We start from the raw sequence: 15,754 nt of genomic DNA on the forward strand, positions 1-15,754 counted from the left end.
ACCATCAGCTCAGGTAACCCAGGCGTTTTCATGCACGGCCCAACCTTTATGGCCAACCCTCTCGCTTGCGCTGTAGCATTGGCAAGCGTAAAGCAGCTTTTAAACTCGCCTTGGGAAGATCGTTTAGCTAATATCGAAACCAAGCTAAAACAAGGCTTAAGCCCATGCGCCAAGCTAGACAGCGTAAATGAAGTACGTGTCTTGGGTGGAATCGGTGTTGTCGAATTATATGAAGCCGTCAATATGGCTGAGATACAAGGCCGCTTCGTTGAGCAAGGTGTTTGGGTGCGGCCCTTTGGTAAACTCGTTTACGTCATGCCGCCTTATATCATGAGTGATGATGAACTAGCAAAACTGTGTCAGGCCATCCATCACGTTATCAAACACTATCATCAAGTTTGAGCGGCTAATACTGCGTACTTACCGCTAAACTTAACGCAGGTTTTGCCATTCTCGTCCGGGACGCTCACCTCAATATGGAAGACCGATTTTCCAAGCCCGGTGTGATGGTGCTGAGCTTTTTCCAAGATTTCGGGTGCAGGTGCATAAGCCGTGGCGACAAGCCGGCCTCTCAGTGGCCGAAGGTAGTTGATCTCCCCCTTGGCAACAACGATATCTCCCTTAAGCCCTAGCGCTTCAGCTTTAAGCTGAGTCATTCCCCAACCGGCGATCACACAGAGATTGTATAAGCTTCCACCAAAAGCGGTGCCTTTATCGTTAATATTCTCTGATAACGGTGCGCTGACCTTTAGTGTTTCGCCATCATAGGCATCAATAGAAACCTGGGCGGCACGAGCCAGCGGGAGATGTTTGATGAGAAAGGCCTCCAGCGCCTGCCCTTGCTTAGAATAATTTTCCACCATTACCGCCTCTCACTGTTTCCTACTCTTTTTTATTGAAGGTATTTTAAGCATAAAAAAAGGGAGGTTTTCAAACCTCCCTTCCTTTAATGGCCACTCAATGCACTGCAAGTGACCTAAGTTTCATCACTAAAGCTTATTCAGCTTCAGCTAATTCTTTCATGCTTAGCTTGATACGGCCTCGGTTATCGACATCTAGAACCTTAACCTTAACCATCTGACCCTCTTCAAGAACATCAGTTACTTTCTCAACACGCTCATTTGAGATTTGAGAAATATGAACCAAGCCATCTTTACCAGGCAAGATATTAACGAATGCACCGAAATCAACGATACGCTCAACTTTACCTTCGTAAACCTGACCAATTTCAGCTTCAGCAGTGATACCCATAATCATATCGATAGCTGCTTGAGCACTCGCATTGTCTTCACCAAATACCTTGATAGAACCGTCATCTTCGATATCAACTGATGCACCAGTCTGTTCAGTAATAGAACGGATCGTTGCACCACCTTTACCGATAACGTCACGAATCTTGTCAGCGTGAACACTCATGGTACGCATTGCAGGAGCCTTGTCAGACAAGTTCTCGCGAGATGCATCAATTACCTTGTTCATTTCACCAAGAATATGAATACGAGCATCGTGTGCCTGCTTAAGTGCGATATCCATGATCTGCTCATTGATACCTTCGATCTTGATATCCATCTGCAAAGCAGTAATACCTTCGTCAGTACCCGCTACTTTAAAGTCCATATCGCCTAAGTGATCTTCATCACCCAAGATATCAGTCAGAACGGCAAAGTCATCACCTTCTTTAACCAAGCCCATTGCGATACCCGCAACTGGCGCAGCTAAAGGTACACCCGCATCCATCATTGCCAAGCTGCTTCCGCAAACACTTGCCATTGAGCTAGAACCGTTAGATTCTGTGATTTCAGATACACAACGAATTGTGTATGGGAATTCCTCAGCGGTAGGCATAAGCGCCTGAAGACCACGCTTAGCCAACTTACCATGACCGATCTCACGACGACCTGGAGGACCCATACGACCACACTCACCTACAGAGTAAGGAGGGAAGTTGTAGTGCAACATGAAGTTTTCTTTGTATTCGCCAGCATAATCGTCAACGATCTGTGCATCACGAGAGGTACCTAGCGTTGTCGTAACAATCGCCTGAGTCTCACCACGTGTAAACAAAGCTGAACCATGAGTATTCGGCAGTACACCCACTTCAACCTTTATAGGACGAACAGTGCTGTTGTCACGACCATCGATACGAGGCTCGCCTTGCGTGATACGACCACGAACAATTTTCTTTTCTAACTTAGAGAAGTAAGCTTTAACGTCATCTGCAGAAGGTGAATCTTCCGCATCGGTCACTAGCTTCTCAACAGCAGCAGCTTTCAGCTCACCTAGTGCACTGTAACGTGCCATTTTGTCGCTAATAGAGTAAGCAGCTGTAATACCTTCCGCTGACTCAGCCGCAACAGCTTCAGCAAGCGCAGTGTTCACTTCTTCAGGAGTCCAGTCCCACTTCTCAGTGCCTACTTCTTCAGCAAACTCGGTTACAGCAGTAACGATTGCCTGCATTTCCTGGTGAGCAAACAAAACAGCGCCCAGCATTTCGTCTTCAGTCATTTCTTTTGCTTCAGACTCAACCATCAATACTGCGTCTTTGGTGCCCGCTACAACCATGTCTAATAACGAATCTTCCAACTCAGCGTTTGTTGGGTTAAGTGAATAACCATCTTCATCAGTAAAGCCAACACGTGCTGCACCGATAGGACCATTGAACGGAACACCTGAGATAGCCAACGCAGCAGAAGTACCGATCATCGCTGCGATATCTGAGTTGTCAGTTTTGTTTGCTGACATAACAGTACAAACAACCTGAACTTCGTTCATGAAACCATTTGGAAACAACGGACGAATTGGACGGTCAATTAGACGAGAAGTTAGCGTCTCTTTTTCAGAAGGACGCGATTCACGCTTGATGTAACCACCTGGGATTTTACCAATCGCATACTGTTTCTCGTTGTAGAAAACAGATAATGGGAAAAAGTCTTGGCCTGGCGCAGTTTGTTTAGCTGCTGTTACCGCAACCAATACTGCGATATCGTCCATTGTGACTAATACAGAACCTGTTGCTTGACGAGCGATTCTGCCTGTTTCGATTGTAACTTCTGACTTACCGTACTTAAATTTTTTAATAACCGGATTCACATCGGCTCCTTAATTTATTTTCTTTGATTTAGCTTCGCTAAATGACAAGGACTAAAAGCTTTACGTCTCAGTGTTCTTACTTCTTTGAAGAACGAGCTCAGAAAAAACACTCAGACATAAAACTTTACGGCCTTCTAACAAAGCACTTTTACATTTACCTTAGCTGCACAAACAACTAAGCGTGATGACAATCACATAAAAAAATATGATTATCGATAAAAAAGAACCGGCATGTCTATCTTTCAAGACATGCCGGTACTTTATTTATGACTTCATAACAAAATCATAGTCATCTCTAAAACAAAGCTCAAAAAGCTTACACCTTAGCGACGTAGACCTAAGCGAGCGATCAAGTCTAAATAACGCTGACCGTCCTTACGCTTCAAGTAGTCCAACAACTTACGACGCTGGTTAACCATACGGATCAAACCGCGACGTGAATGGTGGTCGTGCTTGTTACCCTTGAAGTGGCCTTGCAATTTGTTGATGTTAGTTGTCAACAATGCAACCTGAACTTCTGGAGAACCAGTATCACCTTCAGACTGTTGATATTCGCTTACTACTTTTGCTTTTTCTTCGGCATTAAGAGCCATAGTTATTTCCTCAATATGCTAATTAAAACTTAAGCCAACCGCGCATATTTACAGTCAACTCGTTTGCGAAACTTGTTTTCTTTCTACCGTTATTAGTTTGAAAAAGACCTATACCTGTGTCGCAATTTCATTAAAGTTGACGAGTCGACTAGGTTGTAACATACCTTCTTCGTCAATTTCAGCGACACCAGCAAAGACATATTGCTGACCATCTTTTTCAAAGGTAGATTCAAAATACTGCTTGAATATTGTCTGCTCGACACTTAAATTTTGGCATAAAGTATCAACAGGCAGATAAATACAGACAAAGCCAGTATTTTCAAAGTCGGCTATTCTAACCGCTTGTCCATTTAATATCGAGCTTACAAGCTCATTTTTTAGGCATACTTTGGGTGTATCAGGCAATAAACTGTCAATTGGCAGTAAATTGACATCTAAAACTGCTTCCAAGCCTTCACCTAAAGCAAGTTCTTGAGACATTTCGTCCAAAGCAAGCATCTTAACAGTGCTATCCAACATGAAGTGCCCGGCCTTAAAACGACGCAACATTGAGACATGCGCACCACAGCCCAGTTCATTACCAATATCTTCCACTAATGAGCGAATATAAGTACCTTTCGAACATTCGACAGTCAAATCGAGCTGCTTTTCGCGTAACTCATCGAGCTCAAGCCTGAAAATACTAACTGGGCGTGCAGGACGCTCTATCGTGATACCTTTGCGCGCATATTCATATAAGGGGCGACCCTGATGCTTTAGCGCAGAATACATAGATGGCACCTGCTCTATGTCACCTTTAAATTTCTCTAGCAAGCTTAATAAGGGAGCTTCACTGAGTGCAGGCACTTCTTTGATCTCGACCGTTTCGCCATCACTATCACCGGTCGTCCGGATATCTCCTAGAGTCGCGGTTGTGTAATAGCCTTTATTCGCATCAAGTAGATAACGAGAGAACTTGGTTGCCTCACCAAAACAAATTGGTAAAACACCCGTCGCTAGAGGATCAAGACTTCCGGTATGACCTGCTTTTTGAGCACCAAATATCCGCCGAGCTTTTTGCAAGGCAAAATTTGAAGTCATCCCTTGAGGCTTATCAAGCAACAACACCCCGTTTAGCAGGCGTCCTTTTCTTCTACGCGCCAAAGGGACTAGCCTTCGTTATCCGTAGGAGTATTGGAATCTTCATTCCCCTCATCGACAGACAAATCAGCGTCTTTATTTCGAGCCTGAGAAATAAGATTATCGAGTTGACGGCCGCGTTTAACCGAAGCGTCAAAATGAAAACGTAGTTGCGGGATAGTTCTAAGCTTGATCATACGACCAAGCTCGCTGCGCAAGAACCCTGCTGCTCCGTTAAGTACTTTAATCGTACTTTTTACCTCAGCCGCATCAGCATCCAGATCATCAACTGTGAGTAAGGTAACATAAACATCGGCAAAACCGAGGTCTTTGGCCACCACCACTTGATTCACTGTTACCATGCCAACCCGAGGGTCCTTCATTGAAGAACGAAGCAACTCTGCCAGATCGCGTTGCATTTGATCAGCAATACGATCTGTTCTTTTAAAATCTTGCGCCATTAACTACTTATCCCGCTAATCAAACTAATTACGAATCGAGTGTACGTTCAACAGAGATCTTATCGAAGACCTCAATCTTATCGCCCACTTTTACGTCATAGTTCTTAACACCGATACCACATTCAGTACCTGAACGAACATCATTAACGTCATCCTTAAAGCGACGCAATGATTCTAACTCGCCTTCAAAGATCACGATATCGTCACGCAATACGCGAATCTTCTTATTACGGTAGATCGTACCTTCAAGCACCATACAACCCGCAACCTGACCAAACTTAGGAGACTTAAAGGTGTCACGAACTTCAGCGATGCCGACAATCTCTTCTTTAAACTCAGGAGCTAGCATGCCAGTTAGAGCTTGCTTAACGTGATCAATAATATCGTAGATAACGCTGTAGTAGCGAAGATCCAGACCTTCTTCATCAATAATCTTTCTTGCAGAAGCATCAGCACGAACGTTAAAGCCAACAATTACCGCATTGGTAGTTAAAGCCAGGTTAGCATCAGTACCGGTAATACCACCGACACCACTACCCACGATTCTTACTTGAACTTCTTCATTACCAATGTCATTCAATGATGCCGTCAGCGCCTCCAAAGAACCACGCACGTCAGTTTTCAGAACAACGTTCAAAGTACGAACTTCATCTTGGCCCATATTGCTAAACATGTTCTCAAGCTTAGAAGCCTGTTGACGCTGCAAGCGATCCTTTCGGCTCTTCTCTTCGCGGAACTCAGCTACTTCACGTGCCTTTCGCTCGCTCTCAACAACAACAAACTCGTCACCCGCATCAGGCGTGCCATTAAGACCCAGTATCTCAACTGGAATAGACGGGCCTGCATCTTTAATTGGCTGACCATTTTCATCAAGCATCGCTCGAACGCGACCGTAACACATGCCCGCAATAACGATATCACCACCACGAAGTGTACCGTTCTGTATCAATACTGTTGATACAGCACCACGGCCTTTATCAAGGCTAGATTCCACAACAACACCTTTTGCCGGAACGTTCTTGGCAGCTGTTAACTCTAGAAGCTCAGCTTGAAGCAATACAGCATCAAGCAAAGCATCAATACCTTCACCGGTATGCGCAGAAACGTTTACAAACTGGACATCGCCACCCCAGTCTTCGGGGATAACTTCTTTCGTCGCTAGTTCATTTTTAACACGATCAGGATCTGCTTGCTCTTTATCCATTTTGTTTACCGCAACAACGATCGGCATATTTGCTGATCGCGCATGCTGAATCGCTTCTTCGGTTTGTGGCATCATGCCATCATCGGCTGCTACAACCAGAATAACAATATCAGTACTGCTCGCACCACGTGCACGCATAGCTGTAAAGGCTGCGTGTCCTGGCGTATCCAGGAAGGTGATCATGCCATGACCGGTCTCTACGTGATAAGCACCAATATGCTGTGTAATACCACCTGACTCTCCACTAGCTACTTTCGCTTTACGGATATAATCAAGCAGAGAGGTCTTACCGTGGTCAACGTGACCCATTACACTGATAACTGGCGCACGAGGCGTCTCTTCACCTGCGTAATCGATACTCTCAATCACTTCAGCTTCGATCGCATCTTCAGCAACCAATTTCACTGTATGACCTAACTCCTCAGTAACAAGCACTGCAGTTTCTTGGTCAATAGACTGGTTCTGCGTTGCCATAACGCCCATACCCATCAGTGATTTAATCACAACGGCGCTCTTAACAGACATCTTGTCTGCCAATTCACTTACGATGATTGACTCACCGATATTTACTTCTCTAACCACAGGCGACACCGGTTTCTCGAAAGCATGAGTACGTTTTACTTTCTTCTTTTTAGACTTTAGCTTACGTGGCTGCGGCTCATCTTCATCGATAAGAACATCTAAACTGATTGTTGATAGATCTTCATCTCGCTGACGAGGCGCTCTGTGTCCGGCAGACTTAACATGCTTGCGTTTCGGAGCTTCGTCCTCATCCACAACAGGCACTTTTTCTTTCTTCTTGTGCTTTTTATGCTTTTCGTTTGTTTCAAGCTCAGCAGGCGTCACTGGTACTTCAGCCTTCGGCGCTTTCGCTTCACTTTTCTTAGCATCTTCCGCTTCACGCTTAGCTTCAGCCTCTTTGGCTTCTTGCTCTTTTCGAGCTTTCTCTTCAGCTTCTTTCGCTTCTTGTGCTTTCTTAGCAGCAACTTCTTCGGCTAGTTTAGCTGCTCGTTCTGCCTCTTCTTTCTTCTGCTGTTCAAGCTCTAAAGAGACTTCCGGGCGCTTCACATAGGTACGTTTCTTACGCACCTCAACATTAACTGTTTTTGACTTACCTTGACCCGCTGACATCTTCAAAGTTGATGTCGTCTTGCGCTTCAGTGTGATTTTCTTAGGCTCGTCATTTTCTTCGCCATGACTTTTCTTTAAGAAAGTCAGCAAAGTTTGCTTTTCTTCATCAGTAACAACCGAGCTCTCATCACGAGCAGGTAAACCTGCATCCGCGATTTGCTTTAACAGTCGGTCGACCGGTGCACCTATATCATTTGCCAGTTGTTTGACAGTTACTTCAGACATGATTAATTCTCCTGACTCCCGTCTTTATTCCTGGTTTTCAAACCAAGGTGCTCGTGCAGTCATAATTAACTGCCCGGCTTTTTCTTCATCCATCCCATCGACTTCCATTAACTCATCGATAGACTGTTCTGCAAGATCTTCCATCGTGACAATACCTTTACTAGCAAGAACCAAAGCCAAATGCTGGTCCATGCCGTCCATTGCCAATAGATCCTCTGCAGGCTCTTTACCTTCGAGTTCCTCTTCGGAAGCCAAAGCTTTATTCAATAAGGCATCTTTTGCACGACGACGTAACTCTTCAACAATATCTTCATCGAAGGCGTCAATCTCTAACATTTCCTCAATCGGTACATAGGCGACTTCTTCTAGTGAAGTAAAGCCCTCATTTACCAACTCAGTCGCCAAGTCTTCATCTACATCAAGCGTTTCGATAAACAAGTCAACATACTTGCCAACCTCTTCTTCCTGCTGCTTACCTGCATCTTCTTCAGACATAACGTTCAATTCCCAGCCGGTCAATTCACCAGCCAGACGAACATTTTGCCCTGCTCGACCGATTGCCATAGCCAAGTTATCTTCAGATACCGCAACGTTCATGGAATTTGTTTCTTCGTCTACTACGATAGAAGCAACCTCGGCAGGCGCCATGGCGTTAACCACTAGCTGAGCCGGGTTATCATCCCAGACGATGATATCGACACGCTCATTACCTAACTCACCTGAGACGGCCTGAACTCGTGCTCCACGCATACCAACACAAGCACCAACCGGATCAATTCGCTTATCATTAGTTTTTACAGCGATTTTAGCTCGAGAACCTGGATCACGCGCCGCGGCACGAATCTCGATAACTTCTTCTGAAATCTCAGGCACTTCAATTTTAAACAACTCGATCAACATACCTGGCGCTGAACGGCTCAGAATAAGTTGAGGGCCACGAACTTCAACTCGAATTTCTTCTAGAAGCGCCCTAACACGGTCGCCCATTCGGAAAACTTCACGAGCGATCAGATTCTCACGAGGAAGTAATGCCTCAGCATTGTTACCTAGATCAACAATCACATTATCTCGTGTTACTTTCTTCACGGTACCTGAAACAAGTTCACCGACGCGATCGCGATAACTATCGACAATCTTCTCACGCTCTGCTTCGCGAACTTTCTGGACAATAATCTGCTTTGCTGCCTGAGCACCAATTCGACCGAATGAAATTGATTCAACCTGTTCGGTATGAATATCACCTGGTTGCAGAGATGTATCTATTTCCTCTGCTTCCTGCATTGTCAACTCGGTACCCAAACCTGGAACAGCTTCATTATCAACGATAGTCCAATGCCTGAAGGTTTCGTGATCACCCGTCTTACGGTCGATCTTAACTTCAATATTGGCGTCTTCTTCGTCTTCGTAACGTTTTTTGGTTGCTGCCGCTAAAGCCAGTTCAATCGCTTCAAAAATAATATCTTTTTCAACACCCTTTTCATTTGAAACTGCTTCAACAACTAGCAAAATTTCTTTATTCATCGCGTCATTCGCTCCAATCTTCAAATTCAATCAAACTGCGGCACTACGTTCGCTTTTTCAATCGCTTCAATAGGAAATAAAAATTCTTCTTCACCAACCTGAAGAACAATATCATTTCCTTCCAATCCTTTTAGTAAACCACTGTACTTGCGACGACCTTCATAGGCCATGCGTAATTTCAAGGCAACTTGGTGCCCCTGAAACCGTTCATAGTGATTTAGCTTATATAATGGACGATCCATGCCTGGCGAAGAAACCTCCAAGGTATACTCTCCGTTTATCGGATCTTCTACATCCATTACACCACTCAACTGACGGCTCACCAGCTCACAATCTTTGAGCTCTATGCCGCTTTCCCTGGCCTGTTCCTCAGTGATATTTTCATCTACTTCACCAGGGACTTCAGTTTCTTGTTTTTCTTCGGTTTGTGCGCTTTCAATAAACACACGCAACACAGAGTGCTTACCCTGGGACATATATTCAATACCCCAACACTCGTAACCCAGCCCTTCAATGACCGGTTCAATCAATTCTTCTAACAGCTTCTTTTTTGCAGACAATGGCAGTACCGTTTTTCATATTTCAGAAACAAAAAATGGGCATAAAGCCCATCACACGAAAAAGCCACCACAACCTTAAACAACCGAGCCTCTGAGTAACACTCAAGAGACCACCAAAGGCGGCTTTTACCAGATTTTTCTCACGCATCGTTGATTTCCACAAGCTAACATCTAATAAATCAACATCAGCAATATTAATCAAAGCAATAAACAAGCTTGGACTATACTCGTGCGCAGCAATATTCGGCCGCATTATATGCACCAAACCTTAATGGGTCAACCGTTAAGCACTGTACCTTACAGTTCATTACCCACAATTGATCTATTACTTGAACAAATAACTTAAACCCAGAAAAGCAAAAAGCCCGTCACAAACGTGACAGGCTTTCTAAGTTGGTGCCCAAGGCCGGACTTGAACCGGCACGGCTTACGCCACTACCCCCTCAAGATAGCGTGTCTACCAATTCCACCACTTGGGCAAAAACCAAAAACTTATTCTAACTCTGGCGCCGCTGACTCAGCAGGCATCGCATCTTTCGCAGCCGTATCAATTGACTCACCGCCTTCTAACTCTGTCGCCGATTCATCAGTTCCTGAGGTTTCAAGCTCAGCAACAGGCGCAATGAAATCATCTGCAGAAATTTCTGATTTCTGCTTAGCGATCACCGCCAGAGAAATACTGGTAATAAAGAATACAATCGCAAAGTATTTGGTCATATGTGTTAGGAAGCTACCACTACCCTGACTACCAAAAACGGTTTGTGACGCACCACCACCAAAGGAAGCACCCGCTTCAGCACCCTTACCTTGCTGCAGCAAAACCAAACCAATCAAACCTAGTGATACCAGAATATGCACCACAATAACGGCAGTCTCTAACCATTCCATACTTTTAGCCTATTTTTCTACTCTAGTTGCCCGCCCCATCAAGAGCCTCAAACTCTTAATTGCAACAAACAACAATAAAAATTACTAACCAGCGCTCTTACAGATTTGTAAAAAGTCGCTCACTTTTAATGATGCGCCACCAACTAGCCCACCATCAATATCATCCTGACCAAACAATTCTTTGGCGGTTTTTACATTAACACTACCACCGTACAGAATTGCCATATTTTCAGCTAAGTCCGCAGACTTTTCTGAAACCTGCTGCCGAATATAAGCGTGCATTTCCTGAGCTTGCTCTGGCGTTGCTGTTTCGCCTGTCCCAATTGCCCAAACCGGCTCATAAGCAATAAGCAAATCAGACAGTTCTTGCGAAGAAAATTGCTTCAGCACAGCGCCGACTTGCGTCGCAACAACTTCCTGCGCTCTACCACCTTCTCGATCTTCCAGAGTCTCACCTACACACAAAACCGGCTTAATACCAGCCTTTAGCAAACGGGAGATTTTAGCAACAACATCACTATCAGTCTCTCCGAACAAAGCTCTACGCTCTGAGTGCCCAACTAACGACCACTGACAACCTACATCGCTCAACATAGGCGCAGATACTTCACCAGTAAACGCACCTTCGTCAAAACCAGCAACATTCTGAGCTGCCAACTGGATACCGGAGTCTTTACTTGCTTCAAAAAAGCCGGAAAGTAAAACTGTCGGCGGTGCGATTAGCACTTGCACATCGTCAGGCACGTTAGACGATGCTTGATCGCTAAATGCCTGCAAGTAGTCCTGCATAAATGCAACACTACCATTCATTTTCCAATTTCCCGCAACAATCTTGCTACGCATATATAACACCAGCTTTTCAGAAGGGCGCAAATACTAACCGAGTTAATCTTTACTTACAAGCAACCCATTACGACTTTTTACCCAATTACTTAACCAATTGCATTCTGGACCGTTTCAACCAGAGAGTTCACCACTGAATTCACCAAGTCCGCATCCTCGCCCTCAGCCATAACCCGGATTAGAGGCTCCGTACCCGAGCCTCTCAACAACACTCTACCCTGCCCTGCCAAACGCTCACCTTGCTCTTTAACAGCCTGGGCAATAACATCGTTTGACATGGGGTCTGTTTTTTCTTTAATTCGTACGTTCTTCAACACCTGTGGAAGCTTAGTCATCTCGGACTTCAACTCATGCAAGCTCTTACCGTCACGCCATAAGGAAATAAGAACCTGCAACGCAGCAATAGTTGCATCACCCGTGCTCGCTTTATCAAAACAAATAATATGGCCTGAGTTCTCACCACCAAGCTCCCAGCCATTCTTCACTAGCTGCTCCATCACATAGCGGTCGCCCACATTTGCACGAACAAAAGGAATATTCAGCTTTTGCAATGCCAGCTCTGCACCAAAGTTCGTCATTAATGTACCGACAACCCCACCTTCCAAGCGACCAGCCTGCTGACGATTCCTGGCAATAATATAAATCAGCTCATCACCATCAACCACTTCACCTTTATGATCAACCATGATGACACGGTCACCGTCGCCATCAAATGCAATCCCGAGATCAGCCTCAACTTCTAATACCTTGTCAACAAGCGCCTGAGGGCTTGTCGAACCTACATCACGATTAATATTCAAACCATCTGGTTGCACACCAATTGTGGTGATTTCTGCACCCAATTCTTTAAAGACATAAGGCGCCACCTGGTAGGTTGCACCATGCGCACAATCCAGCACAATTTTCATACCAGTCAAAGACATCGACGAAGGAATGGTCGCCTTACAGCATTCGACATAACGGCCAATTGCATCATCAATACGTTTCGCCTTACCTAGCAGGTCGGGCGCTACGACTTCAAGGTCTTTATCAAGCCAAGATTCAATCTCTAATTCAACAGCATCATCCAACTTCAAACCCTTAGAAGAAAAGAACTTAATACCGTTATCATGATAAGGGTTATGGGAAGCACTAATAACAATACCGGCATTTGCCCTATAGGTTCGCGTCAAGTACGCAACGGCTGGTGTAGGCATTGGGCCCAATAAGCGCACATCCATACCCGCTGCAGATAAACCTGCCTCAAGCGCAGACTCAAACAAGTAACCGGATATTCGCGTATCTTTACCAATAATGACACGATTCCTGAGGCCTTCTTTCTTGAAAACCTTACCACAAGCCCAACCCAGCTTAAGCATAAACTCTGGTGTAATTGCACCTTCACCCAAGCAGCCACGAATTCCATCTGTACCAAAGTATTTTCTTGAAGACATATCTTTTCCCTAAAACCCTTAAATAAACCTAACCTGCACGCTTTACAGCATCAACAACACGCACCGCATCAACCGTCTCAACAACATCATGAACCCTTACGATCTCGGCCCCTTGCCAGGCAGCAAGTGTCGCAGCAGACAAACTTCCAGCTAAACGCTGTTCTACATCTCGTCCCAGCAAGTCAGCAAACATGGACTTTCTAGAAACCCCAACCAACACAGGGTACCCCATACGTTTTAGTCGCTCAATGCCAGCTAATAAGCTCAGATTATGGGAAAGCGTTTTACCAAAACCAAAACCTGGATCGACAATCAAACGCTGATCATCAACCCCAGCAGACTTGAGCGTATTAATACGCGAAAGTAAAAAGGCCTCAACCTCTTCCACAACCGACGTATATTCTGGCTGAATTTGCATTGTATCGGGCTTACCTTGCATATGCATGACACACAAGGCGACATTCGCACCCGCAACGGCTTCGACCGCGCCAGGTCGCGTAAATGCCCGAACATCATTAATCAAACCAGCGCCCAGCGCAACGGTTTCACGCATGACTTGCGGTGTACTAGTATCGACCGATAATACGACATCGAAGTTTTGAAGAATTTTTTCAGCAACAGGACAAACACGATCAAGCTCTTCTTGAACGCTTACTGGCTGTGCACCTGGACGAGTAGACTCACCGCCCACATCAATAATACTCGCCCCTTGAGCAAGCATTATTTCAACCTGATTTAGTGCTGAATCGAGATTAGAGTACTGACCACCGTCAGAAAAGGAATCGGGTGTTACATTAAGAACACCCATCACTTGAGTTGTCGCCAGATCGAGCTCTCGACTGGCGAACTTGAACAATTGACTCATAATTTAACTAAACACATCTCTGGAGAACCTAACCCTGCTCTCCAGTCTCGTCAGTTGGCTTTTTGCCATCAGCGATATCCACAACCTTATCATCTTCGCTATCGGCTTTTTTGTCGCTCGAACCATCGTTATCGTTACGACCGTTACTTGACCAGCCTTTTGGCTCACGTGGATCCTTACCGTCCATCAAGTCATCAATCTGCTCAGAATCAATGGTTTCATACTTCATCAAAGCATCCGCCATTGCATCAAGAATTGAACGATTATCCTCGAGGATTTTTTGTGCTTGCGCATAACATGTATCAATAATTGAACGCACTTCGGTATCAATTTCATTACGTGTAGCACCCGCCACATGAGAACCGCCACTGCCAGCGGACTTTCCTAAAAACACTTCTTCTTGGGCATCATCATAAAGCAAGGGCCCTAACTTATCGGACAAGCCCCACTTGGTTACCATATTTCTAGCAATCTCTGTCGCACGCTGAATATCGTTTGATGCGCCGGTTGTGACACCATCCATACCTAATGTCATTTCTTCGGCAATTCGGCCACCATAAAGCGAACAAATCTGGCTGATAAGCTGCTTGCGACTCAAGCTATAACGATCTTCTTCAGGCAGGAACATCGTCACACCCAAAGCACGACCTCTCGGAATAATACTTACCTTATAAACCGGATCATGTTCTGGTAAAACACGACCAACAATTGCATGTCCCGCTTCATGATAAGCCGTATTAAGCTTTTCCTTCTCAGACATCACCATAGACTTGCGCTCTGCGCCCATCATAATCTTATCTTTAGCAAGCTCAAAGTCTGTCATTTCAACTGCACGCTTATCAGCTCGTGCCGCAAACAAGGAAGCTTCGTTAACCAGGTTCGCTAAGTCAGCACCTGAAAATCCTGGCGTACCACGGGCAATCAAACTTGGCGCAACATCCTCAGCTAAAGGCACCTTTTTCATGTGCACCTTCAGAATTTGCTCACGACCAAGTATATCTGGCAAACCGACCACAACTTGACGGTCAAAACGCCCCGGTCTTAGCAATGCTGGGTCTAGAACATCCGGCCTATTGGTTGCAGCAATAACAATGACACCTTCACTACCTTCAAAGCCGTCCATCTCTACCAAGAGCTGGTTCAGTGTTTGCTCACGCTCATCATGACCACCCCCCATACCCGCACCACGATGACGACCGACAGCATCTATTTCATCGATAAAAATAATACAAGGAGATTGCTTCTTGGCCTGCTCGAACATATCACGCACACGTGAAGCACCCACACCGACAAACATTTCTACAAAGTCAGAACCAGAAATTGAGAAGAAAGGAACTTTTGCTTCACCGGCAATTGCCTTGGCAAGCAATGTCTTACCGGTACCCGGCTGACCAACCATCAATACGCCACGTGGAATCTTGCCACCCAAGCGTTGAAATTTGCTTGGATCCCGCAAAAACTCTACAAGCTCTTTAACATCTTCTTTAGCTTCATCAACACCGGCCACATCAGCAAAGGTTGTCTTAATTTGGTCTTCACTCATTAAACGAGCTTTACTCTTACCGAACGACATTGGTCCCTTGCCGCCACCGCCGCCCTGCATCTGGCGCATAAAAAACATAAATACAGCGATAATGACAAGAATAGGGAATGAAGCGACTAGCAGCTGAGTCCAAATACTTTGCTGCTCTGGCTCCTTACCAACAACCCGAACCTTGTTCTCAATCAGGTCATGCATTAAGCCAGGGTCTTCAACCATTGGACGAACGGTTTCATAATGACGCCCATCGGTCGTCACCACATCAAAGTGCAAACCATCAA

The 15,754-nt window shown here is 45.2% G+C and carries 14 protein-coding genes and 1 tRNA gene; 1 reads left to right on the forward strand and 14 read right to left on the reverse strand.

Going from position 1 to position 15,754, the window contains the following annotated elements:
* Nucleotides 1–402, forward strand: a 402-nt coding sequence (locus A3735_RS07415) for an aminotransferase class III-fold pyridoxal phosphate-dependent enzyme (RefSeq protein WP_156499500.1), incomplete at its 5' end; no start/stop codon positions are given.
* On the opposite strand, the gene A3735_RS07420 is transcribed toward A3735_RS07415, so the two are convergent.
* The 14 genes from A3735_RS07420 to ftsH form a co-directional block, all read right to left on the reverse strand.
* A complete protein-coding gene (locus A3735_RS07420) occupies nucleotides 393–863 on the reverse strand; it encodes a YiiD C-terminal domain-containing protein (RefSeq protein ID WP_068515199.1) in 471 nt (156 codons plus the stop codon). The two genes, A3735_RS07415 and A3735_RS07420, sit on opposite strands and share 10 nt — an antisense overlap.
* 133 nt (nucleotides 864–996) lie before the next feature.
* Nucleotides 997–3,090 (reverse strand): polyribonucleotide nucleotidyltransferase, encoded by a 2,094-nt coding sequence (pnp, locus tag A3735_RS07425; RefSeq protein WP_068515201.1) that lies wholly within the window; start codon nucleotides 3,088–3,090, stop codon nucleotides 997–999.
* 323 nt (nucleotides 3,091–3,413) lie between these two features.
* Nucleotides 3,414–3,683: a 30S ribosomal protein S15 gene (rpsO, locus tag A3735_RS07430; RefSeq protein WP_068509647.1), complete on the reverse strand. Its 270-nt coding sequence runs from the start codon at nucleotides 3,681–3,683 to the stop codon at nucleotides 3,414–3,416.
* 108 nt (nucleotides 3,684–3,791) lie between these two features.
* Entirely contained in the window at nucleotides 3,792–4,826 is a 1,035-nt protein-coding gene (gene truB, locus A3735_RS07435) for a tRNA pseudouridine(55) synthase TruB (protein WP_068515203.1), read from the reverse strand.
* 5 nt (nucleotides 4,827–4,831) lie between these two features.
* Nucleotides 4,832–5,263: a 30S ribosome-binding factor RbfA gene (rbfA, locus tag A3735_RS07440; protein ID WP_068515206.1), complete on the reverse strand. Its 432-nt coding sequence runs from the start codon at nucleotides 5,261–5,263 to the stop codon at nucleotides 4,832–4,834.
* Nucleotides 5,264–5,291: 28 nt separating this feature from the next.
* On the reverse strand, nucleotides 5,292–7,823 hold the full coding sequence (infB, locus tag A3735_RS07445) for a translation initiation factor IF-2 (RefSeq protein WP_068515208.1): 2,532 nt from the start codon (nucleotides 7,821–7,823) through the stop codon (nucleotides 5,292–5,294).
* Between the two features lie 24 nt (nucleotides 7,824–7,847).
* Nucleotides 7,848–9,344, reverse strand: coding sequence for a transcription termination factor NusA (gene nusA, locus A3735_RS07450; RefSeq protein ID WP_068515311.1), 1,497 nt, complete (start codon nucleotides 9,342–9,344; stop codon nucleotides 7,848–7,850).
* Nucleotides 9,345–9,370: 26 nt separating this feature from the next.
* Nucleotides 9,371–9,904, reverse strand: a complete 534-nt coding sequence (gene rimP, locus A3735_RS07455; RefSeq protein WP_068515210.1) for a ribosome maturation factor RimP — start codon at nucleotides 9,902–9,904, stop codon at nucleotides 9,371–9,373.
* A 394-nt stretch (nucleotides 9,905–10,298) separates the two neighbouring features.
* Nucleotides 10,299–10,383 (reverse strand) — tRNA-Leu (locus tag A3735_RS07465).
* 13 nt (nucleotides 10,384–10,396) lie between these two features.
* A complete protein-coding gene (secG, locus tag A3735_RS07470) occupies nucleotides 10,397–10,792 on the reverse strand; it encodes a preprotein translocase subunit SecG (protein ID WP_068515214.1) in 396 nt (131 codons plus the stop codon).
* Between the two features lie 84 nt (nucleotides 10,793–10,876).
* A complete protein-coding gene (gene tpiA, locus A3735_RS07475; RefSeq protein WP_068508998.1) occupies nucleotides 10,877–11,635 on the reverse strand; it encodes a triose-phosphate isomerase in 759 nt (252 codons plus the stop codon).
* An 89-nt stretch (nucleotides 11,636–11,724) separates the two neighbouring features.
* Entirely contained in the window at nucleotides 11,725–13,068 is a 1,344-nt protein-coding gene (gene glmM, locus A3735_RS07480; protein WP_068515215.1) for a phosphoglucosamine mutase, read from the reverse strand.
* A gap of 28 nt (nucleotides 13,069–13,096) precedes the next feature.
* Nucleotides 13,097–13,933 carry a dihydropteroate synthase gene (folP, locus tag A3735_RS07485; protein ID WP_068506644.1) on the reverse strand — a complete coding sequence of 279 codons (837 nt, stop codon included), beginning with the start codon at nucleotides 13,931–13,933 and terminating at the stop codon, nucleotides 13,097–13,099.
* Nucleotides 13,934–13,961: 28 nt separating this feature from the next.
* On the reverse strand, nucleotides 13,962–15,754 hold a 1,793-nt coding region (ftsH, locus tag A3735_RS07490; protein ID WP_156499501.1), incomplete at its 5' end, for an ATP-dependent zinc metalloprotease FtsH.

This window comes from Oleiphilus sp. HI0061, assembly GCF_001635675.1.

Bases quoted from the DNA above. Each gene is read 5' to 3' on its own strand.
- nusA (WP_068515311.1), bottom strand. From the start codon at position 9,344: ATGAATAAAGAAATTTTGCTAGTTGTTGAAGCAGTTTCAAATGAAAAG.
- glmM (WP_068515215.1), bottom strand. From the start codon at position 13,068: ATGTCTTCAAGAAAATACTTTGGTACAGATGGAATTCGTGGCTGCTTG.
- rpsO (WP_068509647.1), bottom strand. From the start codon at position 3,683: ATGGCTCTTAATGCCGAAGAAAAAGCAAAAGTAGTAAGCGAATATCAA.
- rbfA (WP_068515206.1), bottom strand. From the start codon at position 5,263: ATGGCGCAAGATTTTAAAAGAACAGATCGTATTGCTGATCAAATGCAA.
- secG (WP_068515214.1), bottom strand. From the start codon at position 10,792: ATGGAATGGTTAGAGACTGCCGTTATTGTGGTGCATATTCTGGTATCA.
- A3735_RS07420 (WP_068515199.1), bottom strand. From the start codon at position 863: ATGGTGGAAAATTATTCTAAGCAAGGGCAGGCGCTGGAGGCCTTTCTC.
- folP (WP_068506644.1), bottom strand. From the start codon at position 13,933: ATGAGTCAATTGTTCAAGTTCGCCAGTCGAGAGCTCGATCTGGCGACA.
- infB (WP_068515208.1), bottom strand. From the start codon at position 7,823: ATGTCTGAAGTAACTGTCAAACAACTGGCAAATGATATAGGTGCACCG.
- tpiA (WP_068508998.1), bottom strand. From the start codon at position 11,635: ATGCGTAGCAAGATTGTTGCGGGAAATTGGAAAATGAATGGTAGTGTT.